Genomic DNA, 20,431 nt, shown 5'->3' with positions numbered 1-20,431 from the left:
AAAAATTCAAATACTCAATTAATAAAAAAAGATGTCCCCTGGGGACACTTACATTTCTTTTAGTCTCTTAATTCCAATTAAAATAAACTCTTTTAAATCTTCTTTTGGATTTTTATTATATAAATTTTCAAGAGTTTTAAAATCACTTGAATACTCTATTCCTTCTTTTTCTTCTAATGAATATGTGAAGTCTAATATTCTCTTAAGATCCTTCCATTCTAGTGGACTTAATAATTCATTTATCTTAAATTCTTTAGTCTTACTTTTTTTCTTTTCTTCTTCTGAGCCTTCCGCTTTGACTATTACATCAAAGATTTTAAATCCTTCTTTAGATTTTAAATCTTTGATTTTCACTTTATATTCTCCTTCATTAGTTAAGTCAACATCATTATTTAATATTTGATTATCTAGTTTAAATAAGACTAAATCTTCTAATTTAACCTCATTATGAATACATTTAACCTCAATATCTTTAACTCTCTTACTATTATCGAACCAGTCTCCCAAATATTCATATCTATACTTCATTCTAGTTTCACCATAGTTATGAATTGGGTATGGTACTATTAAATTACCTTTCTTATCTCTTCTTTTTAGTGTCCTTATAACTACTGTTTCTCCTTCTTCAAATAACATAAGCTCATTATAATTTCTAAGCTTTCTACCATCAACATTTTCTGTAATATGCTTTGTTGTATCTAAAAATTCGCCACTACGAGATACATTAGTTATTGTTTTATCTCCTAAAAGGTCTGATATTTCTACAGCTGTTTCTTTTTCTGTAGTTAAAATATAAATTTTATTTCCGCAATTTCCTATTATAGTTTTAGATGCATCTTTTCCATATTTGCCTTCAATTTGAGAAAGTGCTTGTATTACTAAAGTGAAGAATATTCTTCTACCTAGACACACTGTAAGTATTGTGTCTAATTCTTCTATTGGTGGAATGTTTCCGGCTTCATCAATAAGATAAATAACGTCTCTGTCACATTTCCCATTTCCTTCTTCGGCTGTCTTTGCAAGCACATAATATAATTGTCTTATAAACATAGAAGATACTATATAGTCAGATTTATCATAGTCAGGAAGTATAATAAATAAGGCTACTGGTCTATTGTCTTCTTTATTTATAAAACCAACATCTTTTAAGTCAATTGAATTTTTTGATGTCAATTTTGCTATCTTTTCCATAGTGAATTTTTGTAGTTCATTCATAGCAAAAGAAAATATACCACCTCTTGCAGTTCCTTTGGCAAAATTACTTGTAGCATACTGTATTTTAGCAACATTATTAATATCTAAACTTTGAAAATATTTATCTAATTCATTATTCCCAGCTTCATCATATGCTGAACCTAATTCTGACAGCATTTGAGATACAGCATATAAAGTTATTTTCCCTTTAAGTTCTTTTATTTTTTCTTCATCATCTAAGTTTTTAATTTCATTAAAGACTTTATCTATTACTGCAAGGATTAAAGCATTAACTAAACTCATAGAAGAGTCTTGCCAGAATGGGTCTTTAACATTTGGCTTATAGTACATTGCATATGTTAAAGTTTTGCATAACTTTTGTGCTTCTCCTAATTCTCCTTTTTCATAAGCATTAATTATAAGTTGTAGTGGATTATATGACATAGATTTTTCAGGATTTATTAAGTTTAAAACCTCTATCCTATACCCCCTTTTTTCTAAAGTTTCCTTACTTGCTCCTAAAAGTTCTCCTTTAGGATCATTTATAATTAAACTTGCTTTTTCTTTTGCTCTACTATATGAATCTATAGTAGGGAATAAAAATAGTTCTCCTTTACCACTCCTGGTTGTACCTATGACTAAATTGTTTGAGTCACTATCATCTATATAGACTTTTTTCCCTAACCTACTTATTACAACTCCGCCTTTTCCCTCATATCCATCATTTTTTATTTCTTCATCTGTCTCTACTTCCGGAATAGCTTTATATTGTTCATCTATTTCTTTAATTGTAGAAAATCTGCTTGTTCCTTTCTGTCCTTCGTTTATACTTCTGAAGCTTGTTTTTAGTCTAAATTGTAGTTTAATTATTATAACCACAAGAATTATAAATACAATTAAGTATATAAACAGAAGATCACTTGAAAAGAAAAATAGACCTTTGAAAAAACTAAAAGTCTCTTCACTATTTTTTAATTTATTAATAGAAAACTTTATAGAATATATAAATATGTTAGTAAATAAGATACCACAAATTAATATAATTATTGACACTATTAGATTAAATTTATTGCTTGCCAATATATTAGCTTTCTTAATTTCTTTATTAGCTTTGTCTTCATTTAGATATACTTTAAGCTTAAATAGTAGTTTTTTTATAAACTCCATTTCCTACCTCCTTTGTTTAAAAGGTGTCCCCTTGGAACACCTTTAATCTTTTAAAAATAAAGCTTAGTTTTCAAGTAACTAGCTATTGCTATTGCTCCTACAACTAGTATGAAACCTATAATCCCTGCTGCTATTGTTCCTTTAGCAATTCTAAATCCTTCTGCACCATGAAAGAAATATTGAATTCCTGCTTTTAAAAGTGAGTATGCAAGTAATCCAAATCCAACCACTTGAGCAGCTGTTATTAAATCTATAATCATTGTGTTCATTCTTGAAAATACATCCATATTCTATTCCCCTCCAAATTCTTTAAGTGTATCTAAGCTCTTTAATATTTGTTCTTGATTTTCTTTGCTGTTTAGAAATTCTTTATGTTTTTCTTCTAACCAATCTTTATAACTCACTCCTTTCATTTCTAAAATCTTTAATACTAATTTCTTATAAAAGCTATCTTCTTTATCCTTTTTCACTGCCATTCATACACCTTCTTTCTATATTTTTCTATATAAAAAAGATGTCCCCAGGGGACACCTTTATATAAGCATTAAATATATAGTTATTAATATTATCACTGTTGTTATTAAATTTAGTGATCCATAAAGAATCAAGAAGCATTTTATTATTTCCTTTTGTTCTTCTTTATCATATCCTCGTTCTTTAGAAGTTTTAATAAAAAATCTAAGTCCAATTATAAAATTAAATATTATCAATATATAATAATATCCTAAAATAATGTAGCTAGACTTTGTTATTAATCCAACTATAACAAAGCTGCTAATTATAGGTATATAGATTATTTCTTTTAAATAAAAAACTGTTGGAAGTAAAAATAAAGATAAAAACATAAATATAATCGGATAATTTATCTTATACAAGTTATCTATTATATTTAAAACTACATTCATGGTTAATCTCCTTTGTATAAAAAAGATGTCCCCGAGGGACACCTTTTATCTATCCATTTCACAGTCCTTATTGTTTGTTTTCTCTTTGTCTTTTGTAAGATTTGATTTCAATGTTTTATTAACTTCTTTATGAAGTTTTTCTTCTTCTTTCAACTGTTTATTTATAACTTTTAAGTTTACTGAGTCTATCTTAATAGTTTCTATATTGGAACCTAAAAATTTAGTGTTATCTATTTTTGCCCCTGTAAAATTTGCACTATTTAAATCAGCAAAAATCACACTATCTTGTATTACTGTATTACTTAAATTAGCTTCTTTTAAGTTAACATTAAGTATTCTTAGTCCTTTTAATTCCTTTCCTTCTAAATCTAATCGCTTACCTTTTTCACCATTGGAATTAAGCCATTCTTCATGATCCTTCACCATTTTATCAATTTCTTTTTGTGATATTACTTTATTGCTATCATAATTAAAAACTACTTCTTTATCAATAATTTCATTTATATCTTTTTCTTTTAAAATTAAGTTATTTTCTTCATAATTTAATTTTAATTCTAATTTTTTCAATGCTTCATTATATTTATCAGTATATATACTATCATGTTCAGAAGGTAACACTGCAATGTCATTTCTTATTGCTTCAGCTCTATTTTCAATTAACATTTTTTCTTCTAACTTATCTAAAAACTTTTCATTAGTTTTTAGATTATCTTTAATTTCAACATTTGTTATACCTTTACTCTCTAAATAATTATTAATCTCTTTTTCTTTATTTTCTTTTTCTAGTCCAACTAAATTTAAATGTTTATCAAGTATAGCTTCTTTTTGCTTTACCTTTTCTATAACATCATCTTTTAAATAGTTCTTTGCTAACATTACAGCCTTATAACGTTCTTTTTCTACATTTGCATATGATACAAAATCATCTATATCTTCCATTACAGCTTCTATACCCTTTTTTTCTATTTCTCTATTTATCTTAGACAAGTCGAACTCATTGTATTTTTCTACAAGTTCACTACTTTTCTCATCTTTCCTGCTAAGCATTTCTTCATGATTCTTACTCGTCTTTTCAATTTCTCTTTCAGATATACCTATATTAAATTTATCATTTATAAGATTAAATTCACTTTTCATATATTCCTGGTACATGTTATCTAGTAATTCTAAATCATCTACGCCCTTTTCTATAGATATAATGCCTTTAATAAATCCCTCATAATTGTTATCCATCATTTTTTCTATATCTTTTTTCATAAATTTCAACTCTAGTTCTTCTATTTCTTTTTCAGATAGCCTCCAATCTTTAACATCTTTTTCTGCTTCTTTATTATTCTCCATATATTGATTTGGATCTATATAAATTTCTTCATTAGATAATTTCCAGCCTTCTATATATGTGTCATAAGCATTCTCTATTGTTAAATATTTTTTTATAGAATAATCATAATTTTCTTCTGTCAACGTATCCTCAAAGTCATTAAACGTAAATATTTCTTTATATTCATCTTTAGTTAATTCATTATCAAAATCATTTTCTAATTCAAACATTTCTTCAAATGATACTTCATTTTCTAGTTCTGCATATTCTGAAAATCCCATTCTAGCTGTTTTTTCTCCACTATCAAATTCTGTGAATATGGGATTGCTACCACCATGGAATTTCTGCCATAAATTCTCCTTTTCAATATCTTTTCTCCATTCATTATACTTTTCTTGTAAATTTTCTATCATTTAAAACACCCCTTTAAATTTTTATAAAAAAAGATGTCCCCCGGGGACACCTTAATTTGCTACCGTACTACAGATTAACTTAATCACTTTGTTATATAAGTTAATCTTCCGTTTGGTCTGATACTATCATTATTTCTTTAAACTTTACTTCTATAATTCTTTCGATTTCTGCTCTTTCTTCATCTGTAAATACTTTCTCATTTCTTTTCATATCTTCTTTAATTAAATTTTTTATGTATTCTGAAAAACCATTATGAGATAATGCAAAAATTATTAATTTTTTCTCTGATTTTTTAAAGCTTACTGAATGTATAAATCTCACATCTTCAAACTTCCTTCAATTCATTTAATATATTTTTCTTTAATTAATACAAAAGCCTTTTTCACTATAAATATAAATTTTATATAAAACTTTCTTATTAAGGAAATTATTAACATAATCCAAATTATCCTTCTAATATTAAAACCAGCATTTTCAGCAGCTGCCATTCAATATAATAAAAAAGGAAACATTAAAGAAAAAATCATAATATCTAAAAAATCATTAATTAGTTTAAAAACATTTATTTTAAAATCCTCTCTCATTAACATTACTCCACTACTTAGAAAAATAGCTACTATAAAAATGCACATAACAGTTGCTCCATAATTAAATTCATTCCAATCAATCATTTTATTACCCTCTTTCTTTGTTTTTTATATTTAAAAAGATGTCCCCGGGGGACACCTTATTCTTTCTTTCCCTATATTAAATTCATCTTGTCTAGCGGAATAATTGTATACTCACTTAATTCTTTATATAAACCCTTTTTATAAATTAAATTAAAGTTTAGAAATGAAAAAAATGCTTCTTTTATGCTGAAAATATATACAGTGTGTTTTTGAAAAAGGATATATATTATTCCAAAAACACACATATAAATTAAATTTTCAATAATAAAATATTTATATAGATTAAATCTAAATATACTTATATTGATATCACTAAATACAATATGGATGTTATAAATAAATAAAAAAATTAATGTAATAATAAAAATATACTCTATAATCATATAAAAAATTAGAATCACTACATCATATTTAAATAAGTATCTTTTCATTTTACCCCCTTCAATTAAAAGATATCCCCCGGGGACACCTTTATTTTTTATTATTTATCTCTTTATGTATTTTGAAAAATTATCATTTTCCTAAAAGTGTTCCCGGGGAACACCCTTTATTTTAAATCTTTAAAAACTAAATCATCTATAGCTACTTCATAAAATCTAGACAATGCATATAGTTCCTTATAAGTTACAGAAGCTTTTCTTGTTTCAATTTTTCTTAATCTTTCTTCCGTTATCCCTGTGTTTTTATAAATGGTTTCAAATTTAAAGTGTTTTTTGCATCTTACTCTTTTTAAGTTATTTGCAATTCTTTTTAATTCATACTCTAACATGCTACTGCTTTCCTTTCCACAATCAGCTCTTCTAAACTTACATTTAAAACTTCTCCAAGGGTTATTATTGTATCAAGCTTAGTCATTTTAAACCTTTCTTGTTCTATAGAAAATATAGTGCTTTTAGCAATCCCACTTTTTCTTGCTAGTTCGTCAACTGAATATCCTTTTCTAATTCTATTTATTTTTAGTTGCATAGCTAAATTTACTTTTTCTCTTATTTCTACCATAATTATAATCACTCCTCCTATTATAAAAGGTGTCCCCCGGGGACACCTTTATAAATTCACTCTTCCTAAATTGTATGCAAAAAAATAAAACTAACTTATTTGCTAGCTTTTTTTCTTGAAATTACAGCCAATGCTGCTATTGATAGGACTACTATTGATATTAATAATCTTAAAGAATCATCCCCTGTTTTTGGTACTTCTACAGGTATTTTTTTATTCTTTAGTTCTGCTTTAACTATTTCTCCATTTTCCTTAATTTCAAATTCTCCTACTTCTGTAGAAAGTTCATAGCCTTCGGGAGCCGTAGTTTCATAGAATTTATATTTACCATACTCTAATTCAAATCTATTACCTTGGGAACTTGATATAAACTCTATAACCTTTCCTTTGTTAAATCCTTCAATACACTCTATTTTTATATTTGCACCATCTATCAATTTTCCAGTTGATACATCTGTTTTAGAAAAATCTAAAGTTCCTGATATTCTCTTATTTTTTAGCTCCGCTTTAACAACTTCCTTTTCTTTAATTTCAAATGTACCAATTTCTTCATTAAGAACATATCCTTCAGGAGCTAAAACTTCTTTAAATTCATATTTCCCTACAGGAAGTTTGAATTTATTACCTTCTTTTGAAGATACAAATTCTAGCTTTATCTGATTGTTATGGTCTTCTAATCCTGTTATTGTTATTTTAGCACCTTCTATTAAATCGCCAGTTGTTACATCTGTTTTAGAAAAGTCAACTCCACCTTCCTTAACTTTATTTGTTGCTGATAGTTTAACTATTTGTTTATTTTCCAATATTGAAAAATACAGTTTATCTTCATCATTAACAATATAATTGTTTGGTGCTTTGACTTCTTTAAAGTAATATTTTCCTGCTTCTAAATTTTCAACTACTATTTTTCCATCTTTGTTTGTAGTATATTTTGATATTAATTTCTCACCATTATAAAGTTCAAACTCTGCTCCTTCAAGCGGTCTTTTAGTGTCCTTGTCTAACTTTATAATTTCTACACTACCTCGAATTTTTTTGTTTTGAGCTTTAAGTTCAATAGTCTTGCCATTTTCAGTTATTTCAAATTGTATCTTTTTATTATTATGAATGTAATTCCAAAGTGGAGTTATTTCTTCAGCTACATATTTTCCGTATTGTAAGTCTTTTAAGTTTATTTCTCCATTTTTATCTGTAGTTTCTGTCCATTTCTTAGCTTTCATAAATCCATCAGTACAAGTAATTTTGAATTTTACTCCTGGTAGAGTTATCTTGTTATTTTCCTGATCCACTTTTATAAGCTTTAGTTTTCCTTTAATTCTTTCATTTTTAATATTGTAAGTTAATGTTTTATTATCTTCTCTTATCTCTACTTTCCATTCATTATTGTTTAAACCATAACCTTCTTTAGTTTTAAGTTCTCTAATGGTGTAATCTCCCCAGTTAAGAAGTTTACTTAAAGCGTGTCCATTTTTATCTGTTGTTAGTTCTTCTACTAACTTATCTTTAAAATCAAAAATACCAAACTTAATATCTTCTAATTTTAATCCTGGTATTTCTCCATCTTCTTTATTTATTTCAATTTTTCCTTTGATAATTTTATTTTTATGCGTTATTTCTATAGTTTCTAAATCTTTAGAAATAGTAATCGGATATTCTTGTTCATTAAGAGTATATTTGTGAGGTGCTTTAGTTTCTTTTAAAACATATTCTCCAAATCTGTGTAGTCCACTTGTTGCCGTACCATCAGTTCCAGTAACTAACTTCTCAACTACTTTACCTGAAGATTTTTCTTTTAATTCAAACTCTGCACCTACAAGCTTTTCTCCTGTTTCAATATCAGTTTTAGTTATCTTAACTTTTCCCTTTATTGTTTCATTCTGAACATTTTCTTTAGTTGTAGAATTGCTTGGTAAAACTTCTATACGCTTTGTTTTAAAGTTGTTTATATAACCTGGTGCTGGTTCTAATTCAACTAAATCATAAAAACCACTTTCAATGTTTTCAAATCTTATCTTACCATTTTTAGTTATAGCTTCAGCAACTATAGATCCATCATTAATGTTCTTTAATGCAAATTTAGCACCATCTATAAGTTCCCCAAAATCATTAGTTTTAGTAAGTTCAAAATTACCTTTTGTGTTCCATGTTATATTAGCAAAGTCTTTACTTTCAGCATCAGTTGCAATTTGATCCCATTTTGCAATATCTTGAACATCATCTCTAGGGCTTTTATATACTACTACTTTAGCCCCTATAACACTTCCCCTTGCACCTATTTTAACTTCACATTGTTTAGCATTTTTAGGAACTACTACTCTAAAGTTAGTATTCATAGGTACTTCTTCTACGTAATCTCCATTTTCTAGCTGATATCTTACTCCATCTACTTCTGTTTTCATTTTCATTTGAAATTTTGCTTCTTCTATTGCTCCTGTTACATTAACTGTAAAATAATCTGTAACATAGTTTTCTCCATCAAACGTAGCTTCTAAATCTGTTTGAGAAAAATTAACACTTATAGTTTGAGTATCACTTCCATTTATAGAGTCCCAGTATAAGTCTCTAAAATAGTTTGTCATTTCCATATCTGCATATAGTGTTCCTTTTTCTCTTAAAAATGCTGTTTCTAACACATAAGGTCTATTAACATAAGCCCAAAAAGCTGTTTGTGTTATCATAAAATCTTTTTTATCATCACCAGTAAAAGACTTGTTAGGGTAACCATTTTTGAGTACTCTATAAGCAACATCATCTAACAATTCACCTTCATCAAAATCTATACTTGGAGGTGAGTTTTTCATAGAGTTCATACAGTAAACTACATTTCCATATTCATCATGTTTAATATGAGTTCCTTTCCCTAGTTCTGCATCTTCAGGATGCCAAGTAATCTCATAACCTGTGTCTTCTCCACTGTCAATAACAAGTGCTTGTGCTATACTAGGTGGTATTAATGTAATTGAAACAGCAAGGCAAGCTATAGCTGCAATTATTTGTTTACTTTTCTTTAAAAATTTTCTCACTTCTTTTCCTCCCTAATTTAAAATTGATAATACTATTTCTTATTTTTATAATAAATACACCATTTTTAACTCCCCCTTAATATAAAATCTATATATAAAGACACTTACACTAATACAAATGTCTTTAATATCTATGAAAAAAAGTGTCCTCAAGGGACACCTTTTGTCTATTCATTACTTCACAATATCTTAGTATTGAGAATATAGGTCATGATGAAAGGTATATTCTGCCTATATTCTATACGTGATGTACTACGCATTTTATTAGCTCCCCTTCCTATATAAGTTGCATATTATAATTTCCATTACACAAAATAACTTTGAAAGGAGGATATTCTATGAAAAAATATATTTGTATATTATTAATTTTAATAGGATTAACATTTAATCCGTTTATTTCAACAACTGCATTTGCTAAAAATGTATTTACAGAAGGTATTTATAAAGCAAGCGATTTTAACTTATCATATAATGATACTTATTTTGTGCAGAATGTTTCATCTGATAATAGCGCTCTTATTACTGTTTACAATGAAAATCAAATTGTTTTACAAAGTATTCGTTTAGCCCCTAAATCAGCTAAATTTAATTTGATACCTCTTAAATCCGATTATAGAGTTGTGATAGTTGGAACTGGTCAAATATTCATTGATAAAGATACCAAATAAATTCTTTCATCATTTTATTGTCATATGAGTATACAATCTTGTGTAAGTATCCTCATATGACGTTTTCTCTAATTACTATAGCTTTTCGGTTTCTTTCATTTTCAATTATTTCAAACTTTGAATTCATCCGGTTTCTCCCTTCGCAATTTCTACAGATTGTAATTATTCTTCTATTATTTGCATTAAAAAAGAAGTTCGTAGAGAACTTCTTTTTAATCCCATCCAAATCCGTCTGCAAAGCTTGCTACCACATAGCAAACTCCATCTGAATCTTTGTATACTGCAACAGCTCCTTCAATATTTCTTTTATCTAACATGCTTTCTCTATGACTAGGTGACTTTTCCCATTGTCTTATAAACATAGATGAGGTGATATTCATTCCTGATCCCCCTCTTAATAATGATATTTGATCAAATCCATGATTGGATATAGATTTTTGTGCATTATCTTCACATTGTTTTTTAGCTTTAGTGTGTTCTACATCACTCCATTTTAATGCTGCTACACCGTTTTGTTGTCTAAATTGGTTCATTAGGTTAAATGTTTCCCTTGACATGTCAGCCATATACTGCCATGTTCTCTTTGGTGGTTCAGGCTGTGGTGCTGGTGGATTAGGTGTTGGTTCAGGTGCTGGAGTTGGTGGTATTGGTTCAGGTTTACTTGGTTCTTCAGATTTTGGTTGTGGCTCTGGACTTGGTTCATGTTGTGGTGTTGGCTTTGGATTATCTGCCACTGGTGGCTCAGGTGTTGGCTTAACTGTTTCACCACTAGATGAAGTTACTTTATTCCCTTCTACTTTATCTACACTTATAACAGAACCATTTTCAGTTTTTGCTACAATTGTTTCACCCTTACTTTTTTTCTCTTCTACAAGCTTTGCTACTTCTTCACCTTCTGCAACAATTTTACCTTCTTTATCTGTAGCTACTAAGTTGCCGTTTTCGTCTTCTGTTAAAACTATATCTGCATTTTCAGCCTTTTTCTCTTCTTTAGCAACATCTATTTTGCCACTTTCACTCTTTTTTTCTACAGCTACCGAATCTTTATTCTTTGAATATATTGTACCTACTATTCCTACTGCTATTACCCCTACTACTAAAGCTGAAACAGCTAATACCTTTTTATTTTTTAACATATCATTTATTTTTAGCTTCTTCATTTATATCCCCCTTAATTCGTGTCCCCCGGGGACACCTATTTTTATTCTTTTTCTAATACTATTACCCTTTTACCATTGTAATTTAAGCCTTTTAGAATGACCGCTTTTTCTCTTGCTGAAATAAATTCATAAAATTTATAATTATCTCTATTCTTTTTAGATAGTATTTCAGTAAAACTTTTATATGCCACTTCTTTATCAATATTTCTTGTTAGCTCTCTGTGTTTCACAATTTCATTTCTATTAATATAATATTCTCTTACATAAAACATTTTCCTTTATTTCCTTTGCTTATTATTAGGGAAGATAAGCATCCTCCCTAATAGCTTTACAATAGCCCCGGGGAAATTTAATCTATTTTTGTTAGATTTGTAAAGTCTTAGTTATTATACTATATTTTGTGTTTTAATATTTTATTTTCTATTTAACAACTCAAATTTTTTCTTAAAAAACATTAAAGTTCTCCTTAAAACCTTTTATATATCCATTTTCATTTGTTTTCCATTATATCCTCTTATATTATCTGCTCTCCATATTTCTATATCTTCTTTGGTTAAATTGAAATAAGCTTCAGCATCTAAAAAAGGGACTTTTTCAATTCTTCCTGGATATATTTCTTCTTCTTTGTAATATGCAATTTCAAGAAATCCTGTATCTATCATTTTTCTTCTTTGGTAGTTATTAACCTTAAATTTATTATCAAAACGGGATGGATGTATTCCATAGGCTCTATCCTTAAATCTATTATAAAAATCCAAGTATGTTACACCATTTTTAAGTAACTCTTTTATCATTGAATAGCTATCTAGTTTTAAAGAATTAGCTAGTCCTAATTCTTTTTTCCACTCTATAAGTTCATTCAGCTTTATATTTTTTTCTTTATTTAGCTCTACATATATTTGTTCACTTATATACTGTGAAAATCTATCTATGCTATTTTCCAAATCATCACCCCATTTTTATGTGTCCCCCGGGGACACCTTTTAAGCTAATTGAAATTCTTCTTCTCCATCATTTTCAATTTTATCTGTTATATCAAATTTCTTGCCGTCTTTTTCTCCTTGCATATAAGCTTTATAATGTCTATTAAATTTTTCATTTACTGATATTGTTCCAAAACCTTTAGAAAAGCTATTATAACTGTCTATTACTGCTTGATCCTTCTGAAGAACTAATCCCCATTCTTCATTTTCTTTAATTTGACTTCTAAATCTTTCTTCTAGTCCTGTAATAAATCCTAATGCATAATCATTCTTTATATTATCAAAATGTTTTCTTCTCTTATCTTGCTTCATCATTTTAACAAGCTTATTCCCTTCTAAGTTAATCCACTTTACTGCATACTCAAACATTATATTAGCAATTATTACATCTTCTTGTTTACCATAAAAACAGACTCTATGAACTTTGTAATTTCCAGTTTTATAATATAAAAAACATCCAAAATTATTAGCTATAACTTGTGCTAAATTTCCTTTCCAACTCTTTCCTCGAAATTTTTGTTCTGTTTTAAGGTCTTCTATTTCAATGTTCTCTTCCTCATAACTTTCTACTTCTTGTAATGATATCTTATGCTTAATAAGAAGCTGTTGAGCTTTAAGCATAGCGTTTTGAGCTTCATTTTTATTTGTACTCTTACTTAAAGCTAATAGCTTTTTTATCTTTATAATGACTTCCCCTTGTTCCACTTTTAGCACAACTCCTTTCTCATGCTTGTAGTAACGCTAAACTTAATATCTCTCAACATATTTTTCATATTCAGCTTTAAGATACTGTAAAACCGCTTTAGTTTCTCTTTTATAGCAAGCTTCCACCTTATCTTCCAAAAATTCAAAATGTTCCATCAATTCTCCATATTCTTTATCTGTCATTTTCATATACTTACCCCTTATTTTATAAACCCACACTTATCCTAAGTGCATCATCTACATTTTTTAGTTTCAAGTAATCAAGTTTGCCTATTTTCTCCTTTAGTTTTCTTTTATCTAAAGTCCTTATTTGCTCTAATAGAATCACAGAATCCCTTTCTAATGCTATTTCTACATGTACAGGAAGCTCCTTTGATTTTTTGTTAAAAGATGCTGATATTGCTGCAACTATCACTGTTGGACTATATGTATTACCTATGTTGTTTTGAATTATTACAACTGGTCGTTCTCCTTGTTGTTCGCTTCCTGCTTCTTCGCTGTTTCCTAAATCAGCTTTGAAGATGTCCCCTCTTTTAATTAACACGGCTCTCCCTCCTTACCATCCTAATAGCTTGTTTTCTAATTCTTTATATTCTTCTCTTTTGCTCTTTGTAATCCAGGCATATGTTGGATTTTTTCTTTCTCTTTTAAGTTCTTCTCTAAACTTTGCTTGATTATGTACTTTATTATGTATTACTGTCTTTATGTAACTTAATAGACCTTTGTTATGTATCGGTTCTTTATCAGTTTTTTGATATAAACTTTCTATGACTTGTTGGAATGGAATAGACCCCTTTTCTATACCAAATTCCTTCATAGCTTCATAAGCTGTTTCTATAACTGCTCTTGAGAAACTGCCCTGTATTCCTTGTCCTCATTTTCTTTTTTCTTTGAATCTTCTCTGCTATTGCTCCCATTTTCAACTCTCTGTTTTAATATTTCTAACTCTCTTCTTATACTTCCTAACTCTTCCTTGAGAATAGAATTCTCTTCTTTTAACTTTTTGTTTTCTTCTCTTATTTCTATATTACTTTTGCAATCATTTGTCCCATAAAATTTTAATCTACCCCTATTTATCACTTTTAAAAATCCTAAATCAACTAGTTTGTTTGCTATTTTTTTAAAGTTGGATAAGGTTAAAAAGAATTTATTTTTGTATTTTTTATATAGCTTGTCCAAAGAGAATCTAAGAAACCCTAATTCTTTATCCTGCCAGTAATTAATGCTAGAAAATATAGACATTGCAATATTTCTCTGCTCTTGGTCTACAAAGTATCTATTAAATTTTTCTCTTTGATCCATTGTAAGATTAACCCTAGACATGCTCTACACCCCTTATTCAAATATTTTAATGTATTCCCTTATCTCTTTATTCTCTAATTTTTTAGGCATATCTTCTGTGTAAACAAAATTTTCATTTTCAGCTTTATCTGTATTTAAGACTAAGTCCCCTTTAGAATTGTTTCTATAAGCAGACATACAAGCCTTAACTGTTGCACCATTGCTTAGAAAATTACTATTTTCCCTATTTAGTGTCCTTTTAAATTCCCTGTTTTCTAGTTGTTTTAATGTCCTTACTTTTTCTATAATAAAATTTTCTTTCTTAAAAAGCTGAATTCTCTTTTGAATGGCTGCTTTTGTCCTATTAAGTTCTTCTCCTATTTCTCTGCTGGTATATCCCTTGTTAAATAATTCTATTATTCTTAAGTCTTCTTCTTTGGAATAATCACTTTTACGTACCATATTGACCTCCTTATCTAAAAAAGAATATAGTTCGCCCATACCGTTAGTGTGGAAAATTCAATATTTTAGTCATAAAATATTTTCATATTATTCATAAAATATTAAATTATAAATTTCCAATAAAAAATAGTCATTTATGATTAAGTTAATTAGTATATAGTTATACTAATACTTTAATCATTTTGACTATCTTTATCAAACAATCTATTTATTCATTATAAGGGTTCTTTTTTCTGCCTTTATAATCCTCTATCTCTATTATGTCACATTGTTTTTTTAGAATATTTCTAGCTGGTATACCGACAGCTGTTGCATAATCAGGAACAGGTTTTAATACTACAGAGTTTGCTCCAACCTTTGAACCTTTTCCAATAGTTATTGGTCCCAAAATCTTTGCCCCAGCCCCTATTATCACTTCATCTTTTACAGTAGGATGTCTCTTTCCAGTATCCTTTCCTGTGCCTCCTAAAGTTGATCCATGATACATTGTCACGTTATCACCAATTTCAGCAGTTTCACCTATGACAACTCCCATTCCATGATCTATAAATAATCCTTTTCCTATGACAGCCCCCGGGTGTATTTCTATACCTGTAAAAAACCTCCCTATTTGAGATAAAAGTCTAGCTATAAATTTTAGGTTTAGTTTATAAAACACATGAGCTATTCTATATATAATAAGAGCATGTATTGTTGGATATAGCAGGAGAACTTCTAAAAAATTTCTAGCTGCTGGATCCTTTTTTAGTACATTTTTTATATCATATATTAGCATTTTCATTTCCTCTCCTCCCACTTATTTCATTTATTTTAATCGTAAAGTCCTGTAGATAAATATTTTTCTCCTCCATCTGGAGCTACTGTAACAATAGTTTTTCCTTCTCCTAATACTTTTGCAAGTTCTATAGCAGCAGACACATTAGCTCCTGCAGAAATACCAATTAACATTCCATTTTCCCTTGCTGTATTTCTTGCTGCTTCTATTGCCTCATCATCCTTAACTCTAAAAACATCATCAACAAATTCCTCATTATAAATGTCTGGTATGAATCCTGCTCCTATACCTTGTATCTTATGTGGTCCTGGCATTTCTCCATTTAATACAGATGAACTATAAGGTTCAACTCCATATACTTTTACACCTTCCTTATTTTCTTTAAGGTATTTTCCTACGCCTATTAATGTTCCTCCAGTACCAACTCCCGCTACAAAAGCATCAATCTCTGGTAAATCTTTCAATATCTCTTCTCCAGTGGTTTCATAATGCTTTTGTGGATTAGCCTCATTAGCAAACTGATTTGGCATAAAAAAGTTATCATTTTCTTCTACCAATTGCTTGGCCTTTTCTATTGCACCTTTCATACCTTGCTTTCCTGGTGTAAGAATAAGTTCTGCACCATAAGCCTTTATCATATTTCTTCTTTCTAAACTCATAGTATCTGGCATAATTATTATTACTCTATATCCCTTAAGTCTCCCTATCATAGCTAATCCTATACCTGTGTTTCCACTAGTAGGTTCTACAATAACTGATCCATTTTTAAGCCTACCATCAGCTTCTGCCTTTTCAATCATTCCCAAGGCAGCTCTGTCTTTTATACTTCCTGCTGGATTGAAGTTTTCTAGTTTGATATAGACCTTTGCCATTCCTTCTTCTGTTTTTAATTGCAATAAAGGTGTATTGCCTATCATGTTTAAAACTGATTTATATATCATATAAATCCCTCCTTGAAATTTGATTTTTAATATCAATTGTATTAAATGTCCTAAATTTAGATACAAAAAAAACTCCGTCTCTTTTCATAATTAGAGACGAAGATTATGTACTCCGCGGTTCCACCCTATTTGGATATAAAATCCCACTTAAATTCTGACACTATCATGTCATATGGCTGTAACGGGCCAATCCGGAGAAGCCTACTGAAAATTTCGGCTTTCTACTCAAAAGGGCACTTCAAATAAATTCTAGATAGAAGGCTTTCACCATCCCTTCCTCTCTGTTATCTTCCTTTATCCTACTTTCCTTTGTCATAGTATTTCCTAGTGTTTTACTCTGAATTAGTTCATAGTTATATTATATTCGAAATATTTAATTTGTAAACTACTTTTTACAAAAAAGTTTTTTTTATTGAATCTTCGTATAAAAAAGGCGTGAATTTCACACCTTTTTTAGAAAAAACTTAAGAATTAACTATATCAATATTGTATTTTTCAAGCCAATAATTCACTTGAAGCATATAAGCAATCATTTGAGGACCAGCCATAAGTTGTCCATACCATGGCTTTCCATAATCCGAAGGTGTATTTATAAATTTTACTACCTTCTCCTTGTCTATTAAAGAATTAATTGGGGATGATAAATTATTCAATACAGTCATCAGTCTTTCCCCTAATAATTTTTCATAGTTAGGGTTGTAAGTCTTTGGATAAGGACTCTTCTTTCTATATAAAACATCATCTGGAAGGAGTCCTTTAGCACTATCTCTTAATAATCCTTTTACAACACCATCTCTGCACTTCATATTCCAAGGAACATTCCATATATATTCTACAATTCTATGGTCTGCGTAAGGAACTCTAGCTTCAAGCCCAGAATACATGCTTGTTCTATCCATTCTGTTAAGCAATGTTGCCATAAACCAACGCAAATTCAAATAAGCTATTTCTCTTCTCCTATTTTCAGTGGCATTTTCACCTTCTAAAAGGGGAGTTTCCTTTACAGATTCATCATACCTTCTTTGAATATACTCATCTATATCCAATTCATTTACAATATCATCTGATAAAAGCGCTTTTCTAATATCTATATTTCTTGTCCATGGAAAAGTATTTGCTTCAAAACTTTCTTTTTTATGGAACCAAGGATATCCACCAAAAATCTCATCAGCACATTCTCCAGTAAGTGTAACAGTATTGTACTCTTTTACCTTGGAACAAAAATATAATAAAGATGAATCCACATCTGCCATTCCAGGAAGATCCTTAGCATCAACTGCTTTATATAGATAGTCTGCTAATTCAATATTGTCACATTCCAAATATATATGATTTGTTTTAAGATAAGAAACCATCTTATCTACCCAAGGTCTATCCATTTCTGGTTGGAATGCATTTGATTTAAAATATTTATTGTTATCTACAAAATCAAAAGAAAAAGTATTTAGTTGTATTCCCTTCTTTCTTAATTCGTTGGCACAAACTGATGATACTATGCTGCTATCTATTCCACCAGACAAAAAAGTACATATAGGAATATCAGAAATCATTTGTCTCTTTATTGAATCCGTTACAAGAAAAGAAGTCTTTTCTACAGTTTCTTCATAGCTGTCTGTGTGAGGTTTACTCTCTAAAGTCCAATATTGTATTTCCTTTGGAGCATCATTAGAAAATATAATATAGTTAGCTGGAAGCACTTCATATATATTTTTAAATACACCAATGCCTGGAGTCTTTGCAGGTCCCATAGCAAAAATTTCATTTAATCCTGTCTTATCTAACTGTGCTTTTATCCCTGGATATCTGAACAAGGCTTTTATTTCAGATCCAAATATTACAGTTTCTCCAAATATAGTATAGAATAGAGGCTTTATTCCAAATCTATCTCTATATAAATAAATCTTATTATCTTTTTCTGACCATATAGCAAAAGCAAATATTCCATTTAGCTTCTCAACAAAATCTGGTCCATATTCTATAAAGCTGCAGAGTATAGCTTCAGTATCTGTCTTTGTCTCAAATTTCCATCCTCTTAATGTAAGATCACTTTTAATTTCTTCTGTATTATAAAGTTCTCCATTATAAACTATTGCATAAGTGTTTCCATCAATGGTCTTTACAATTGGTTGTCTTCCAGTTGTTAAATCTATTATAGATAATCTTGCATGGGCAAGAGCTACCGTTTTAGATAAAAACTCTCCGTGATCATCAGGACCTCTTCTATCTAAACTTTCCCTCATATTTAGTAAAATATTTTCCCATTTTAGCGGTACCTTTTTATAATTTTGATGAACATTAAAAAAACCTGCAATTCCGCACATATACTTCACCTCCTATAGTATAAGCCAAGTAACTATTAACGTGGCTCCAAGTCCAATCATAACAGGTTTAAAGTTTCTCCTTGCTAATTCAACAGGATCAACATTACAAATTGCAGCTACAGATATTAATCCCCAAGGAATTATTGTTCCGCCTCCAACCCATATAGCTGATATCTGACCTAAAGCCGCAAATACTGGTATGGAACCTCCTACTATACCTCCAAAAGTTGCTGCAAGGGACCCTGTTAATGGAAGTCCTGAAAAACCAGATCCGTCAAGCCCTGTCAATCCTCCAACTACTAACTGAACAGCTGCAGCTATATATTTATTTACAGGTGCATTTTGGGCAATCCATAAAGCCCAATCATTCATTAATCCTGATTTAAACTGCTCTCCTAATATTTTAGTAATGCTATCTCCACCCAAGAAAAAGAATGCTGCTATAATTATTACAGGGGCAAATACTTTCATACCAAATAGGAAGCCGTAATTTATATATTCGGTTATTTTATCAAAGGCTTCTTTTTTGTAGTTCAGTATTGTTCCTATACACATTATAAATATAGCTGCCCCAACTATTAAAGCTGTGGCTTCTCCACCTTTTAATTTCAATGCAAGTATTGTAATTATAGATATGATAAAAGTCACTGGAGTTAATATAGCTGTTACTTTAGCTGCTTTAGTAACTTCTTTTTTATCCATTTTTTTGTTCGTAGTTTCTTCTTTTTTATTCATGTCTTTTTTATTAAAGAAGTACCCTGCTACCACTGTTACTACAGCCATAACTGCAAATAGAGGAAATCCTTGAGACATTATATCTGTTGGTAATATCCCAGCGGCTGCTGCTGATACACTAGGTGCTCCTTGTATAACAAAATCTCCACTTAGAGCAATACCGTGTCCAAACAGGTTCATAGCTGCTGCTGCTGCTAAAGGTGTTATCCCTGTGGCTAATGCAACTGGAAGCATTATAGCCCCAATTAAAGCTGATGCTGGAGATGGCCAAAAGAAAAGAGCAAAAATAGACATAGAAATACCTATAATCCAAAAGGCTTTCTTAGGTGTTTTCATGATTTTAAGCATAGGCGATATTAAAATCCCATCACTTCCTATATCCGACAGGCATTTAGATAAAGCTGAAATTAATGCTATAGTTATTATAATATCCATAAATGTAGCACCAGCATATACAACAGAATTGAATACGGATTGTACTCCTCCAACTATACTATTAGTTGCTAGCACTCCAATTATAAATAGAAATATCAAACAAGGTAATGGTGCATCTTTTCTCATTATCATAAGCCCAAGTATGACTATTACTCCTATGAGATATACAAAATGAATTGGTGTTAAAACTACTGCTGTTTCAAGCATTGTAACTATCTCCTTTACTTTAATAGAATAATTTATAATATGCTTGCCAGCCATAAATTGTGAA

General features: G+C 29.4%; 24 protein-coding genes and 1 other annotated feature. Of the genes, 1 reads left to right on the top strand and 23 read right to left on the bottom strand.

What is annotated here, in order from left to right:
• Positions 1–48 precede the first annotated feature (48 nt).
• The 10 genes from KQH81_RS04540 to KQH81_RS04495 all read right to left on the bottom strand — a co-directional run bounded on the left by KQH81_RS04540 (position 49) and on the right by KQH81_RS04495 (position 9,694).
• Positions 49–2,361 (bottom strand): VirD4-like conjugal transfer protein, CD1115 family, encoded by a 2,313-nt coding sequence (locus KQH81_RS04540; RefSeq protein ID WP_230029008.1) that lies wholly within the window; start codon positions 2,359–2,361, stop codon positions 49–51.
• Between the two features lie 50 nt (positions 2,362–2,411).
• Entirely contained in the window at positions 2,412–2,648 is a 237-nt protein-coding gene (locus tag KQH81_RS04535; RefSeq protein WP_168972683.1) for a hypothetical protein, read from the bottom strand.
• Positions 2,649–2,651: 3 nt separating this feature from the next.
• Positions 2,652–2,837 (bottom strand): hypothetical protein, encoded by a 186-nt coding sequence (locus KQH81_RS04530; protein ID WP_168972684.1) that lies wholly within the window; start codon positions 2,835–2,837, stop codon positions 2,652–2,654.
• 57 nt (positions 2,838–2,894) lie between these two features.
• Positions 2,895–3,266 (bottom strand): hypothetical protein, encoded by a 372-nt coding sequence (locus KQH81_RS04525; RefSeq protein WP_168972685.1) that lies wholly within the window; start codon positions 3,264–3,266, stop codon positions 2,895–2,897.
• 45 nt (positions 3,267–3,311) lie between these two features.
• On the bottom strand, positions 3,312–5,000 hold the full coding sequence (locus KQH81_RS04520; RefSeq protein WP_168972686.1) for a pentapeptide repeat-containing protein: 1,689 nt from the start codon (positions 4,998–5,000) through the stop codon (positions 3,312–3,314).
• 100 nt (positions 5,001–5,100) lie between these two features.
• Positions 5,101–5,322 (bottom strand): hypothetical protein, encoded by a 222-nt coding sequence (locus KQH81_RS04515; protein ID WP_230029007.1) that lies wholly within the window; start codon positions 5,320–5,322, stop codon positions 5,101–5,103.
• Positions 5,323–5,489: 167 nt separating this feature from the next.
• A complete protein-coding gene (locus tag KQH81_RS04510; protein ID WP_230029006.1) occupies positions 5,490–5,672 on the bottom strand; it encodes a hypothetical protein in 183 nt (60 codons plus the stop codon).
• Positions 5,673–6,219: 547 nt separating this feature from the next.
• Positions 6,220–6,441 (bottom strand): helix-turn-helix domain-containing protein, encoded by a 222-nt coding sequence (locus tag KQH81_RS04505; protein WP_168972459.1) that lies wholly within the window; start codon positions 6,439–6,441, stop codon positions 6,220–6,222.
• Complete coding sequence (locus KQH81_RS04500) at positions 6,435–6,671, bottom strand: helix-turn-helix domain-containing protein (protein ID WP_168972460.1); 237 nt, start codon at positions 6,669–6,671, stop codon at positions 6,435–6,437. Before KQH81_RS04500 ends, KQH81_RS04505 begins: the two co-directional genes overlap by 7 nt.
• A gap of 95 nt (positions 6,672–6,766) precedes the next feature.
• Complete coding sequence (locus tag KQH81_RS04495) at positions 6,767–9,694, bottom strand: SpaA isopeptide-forming pilin-related protein (protein WP_230029005.1); 2,928 nt, start codon at positions 9,692–9,694, stop codon at positions 6,767–6,769.
• 338 nt (positions 9,695–10,032) lie between these two features.
• On the opposite strand from KQH81_RS04495, the gene KQH81_RS04490 reads away from it, so the two are divergent.
• Positions 10,033–10,362: a hypothetical protein gene (locus tag KQH81_RS04490; protein ID WP_168972462.1), complete on the top strand. Its 330-nt coding sequence runs from the start codon at positions 10,033–10,035 to the stop codon at positions 10,360–10,362.
• A gap of 212 nt (positions 10,363–10,574) precedes the next feature.
• Here KQH81_RS04490 and KQH81_RS04485 read toward each other — a convergent pair whose 3' ends face one another.
• The 13 genes from KQH81_RS04485 to KQH81_RS04425 form a co-directional block, all read right to left on the bottom strand.
• Positions 10,575–11,522, bottom strand: coding sequence for a CAP domain-containing protein (locus KQH81_RS04485; RefSeq protein ID WP_230029004.1), 948 nt, complete (start codon positions 11,520–11,522; stop codon positions 10,575–10,577).
• A gap of 41 nt (positions 11,523–11,563) precedes the next feature.
• A complete protein-coding gene (locus KQH81_RS04480) occupies positions 11,564–11,794 on the bottom strand; it encodes a hypothetical protein (RefSeq protein ID WP_168972464.1) in 231 nt (76 codons plus the stop codon).
• A gap of 204 nt (positions 11,795–11,998) precedes the next feature.
• A complete protein-coding gene (locus tag KQH81_RS04475) occupies positions 11,999–12,466 on the bottom strand; it encodes a hypothetical protein (RefSeq protein WP_168972465.1) in 468 nt (155 codons plus the stop codon).
• A 39-nt stretch (positions 12,467–12,505) separates the two neighbouring features.
• Positions 12,506–13,210 carry a DUF2786 domain-containing protein gene (locus KQH81_RS04470; RefSeq protein ID WP_230029002.1) on the bottom strand — a complete coding sequence of 235 codons (705 nt, stop codon included), beginning with the start codon at positions 13,208–13,210 and terminating at the stop codon, positions 12,506–12,508.
• Between the two features lie 42 nt (positions 13,211–13,252).
• Entirely contained in the window at positions 13,253–13,399 is a 147-nt protein-coding gene (locus KQH81_RS04465) for a hypothetical protein (protein ID WP_168972467.1), read from the bottom strand.
• Between the two features lie 16 nt (positions 13,400–13,415).
• On the bottom strand, positions 13,416–13,754 hold the full coding sequence (locus tag KQH81_RS04460; protein WP_168972468.1) for a type II toxin-antitoxin system PemK/MazF family toxin: 339 nt from the start codon (positions 13,752–13,754) through the stop codon (positions 13,416–13,418).
• 12 nt (positions 13,755–13,766) lie between these two features.
• Complete coding sequence (locus KQH81_RS04455; protein WP_230029001.1) at positions 13,767–14,027, bottom strand: hypothetical protein; 261 nt, start codon at positions 14,025–14,027, stop codon at positions 13,767–13,769.
• A gap of 17 nt (positions 14,028–14,044) precedes the next feature.
• A complete protein-coding gene (locus KQH81_RS04450) occupies positions 14,045–14,533 on the bottom strand; it encodes a hypothetical protein (RefSeq protein ID WP_230029000.1) in 489 nt (162 codons plus the stop codon).
• 12 nt (positions 14,534–14,545) lie between these two features.
• Positions 14,546–14,953, bottom strand: coding sequence for an HTH domain-containing protein (locus KQH81_RS04445; RefSeq protein ID WP_168972470.1), 408 nt, complete (start codon positions 14,951–14,953; stop codon positions 14,546–14,548).
• A gap of 208 nt (positions 14,954–15,161) precedes the next feature.
• On the bottom strand, positions 15,162–15,734 hold the full coding sequence (epsC, locus tag KQH81_RS04440; RefSeq protein ID WP_230028999.1) for a serine O-acetyltransferase EpsC: 573 nt from the start codon (positions 15,732–15,734) through the stop codon (positions 15,162–15,164).
• Between the two features lie 29 nt (positions 15,735–15,763).
• Complete coding sequence (cysK, locus tag KQH81_RS04435) at positions 15,764–16,669, bottom strand: cysteine synthase A (protein ID WP_027637312.1); 906 nt, start codon at positions 16,667–16,669, stop codon at positions 15,764–15,766.
• 89 nt (positions 16,670–16,758) lie between these two features.
• Positions 16,759–16,994 (bottom strand) — a binding site (T-box leader).
• Between the two features lie 139 nt (positions 16,995–17,133).
• Entirely contained in the window at positions 17,134–18,990 is a 1,857-nt protein-coding gene (gene asnB, locus KQH81_RS04430) for an asparagine synthase (glutamine-hydrolyzing) (protein ID WP_027637313.1), read from the bottom strand.
• A gap of 12 nt (positions 18,991–19,002) precedes the next feature.
• On the bottom strand, positions 19,003–20,367 hold the full coding sequence (locus KQH81_RS04425; RefSeq protein ID WP_027637314.1) for a hypothetical protein: 1,365 nt from the start codon (positions 20,365–20,367) through the stop codon (positions 19,003–19,005).
• Positions 20,368–20,431: the final 64 nt, after the last annotated feature.

It is taken from the genome of Clostridium cadaveris (assembly GCF_020911725.1).
Lineage (GTDB): Bacteria > Bacillota > Clostridia > Clostridiales > Clostridiaceae > Clostridium_X > Clostridium_X cadaveris.
This window is presented reverse-complemented; position numbering and strand designations above follow the sequence as displayed.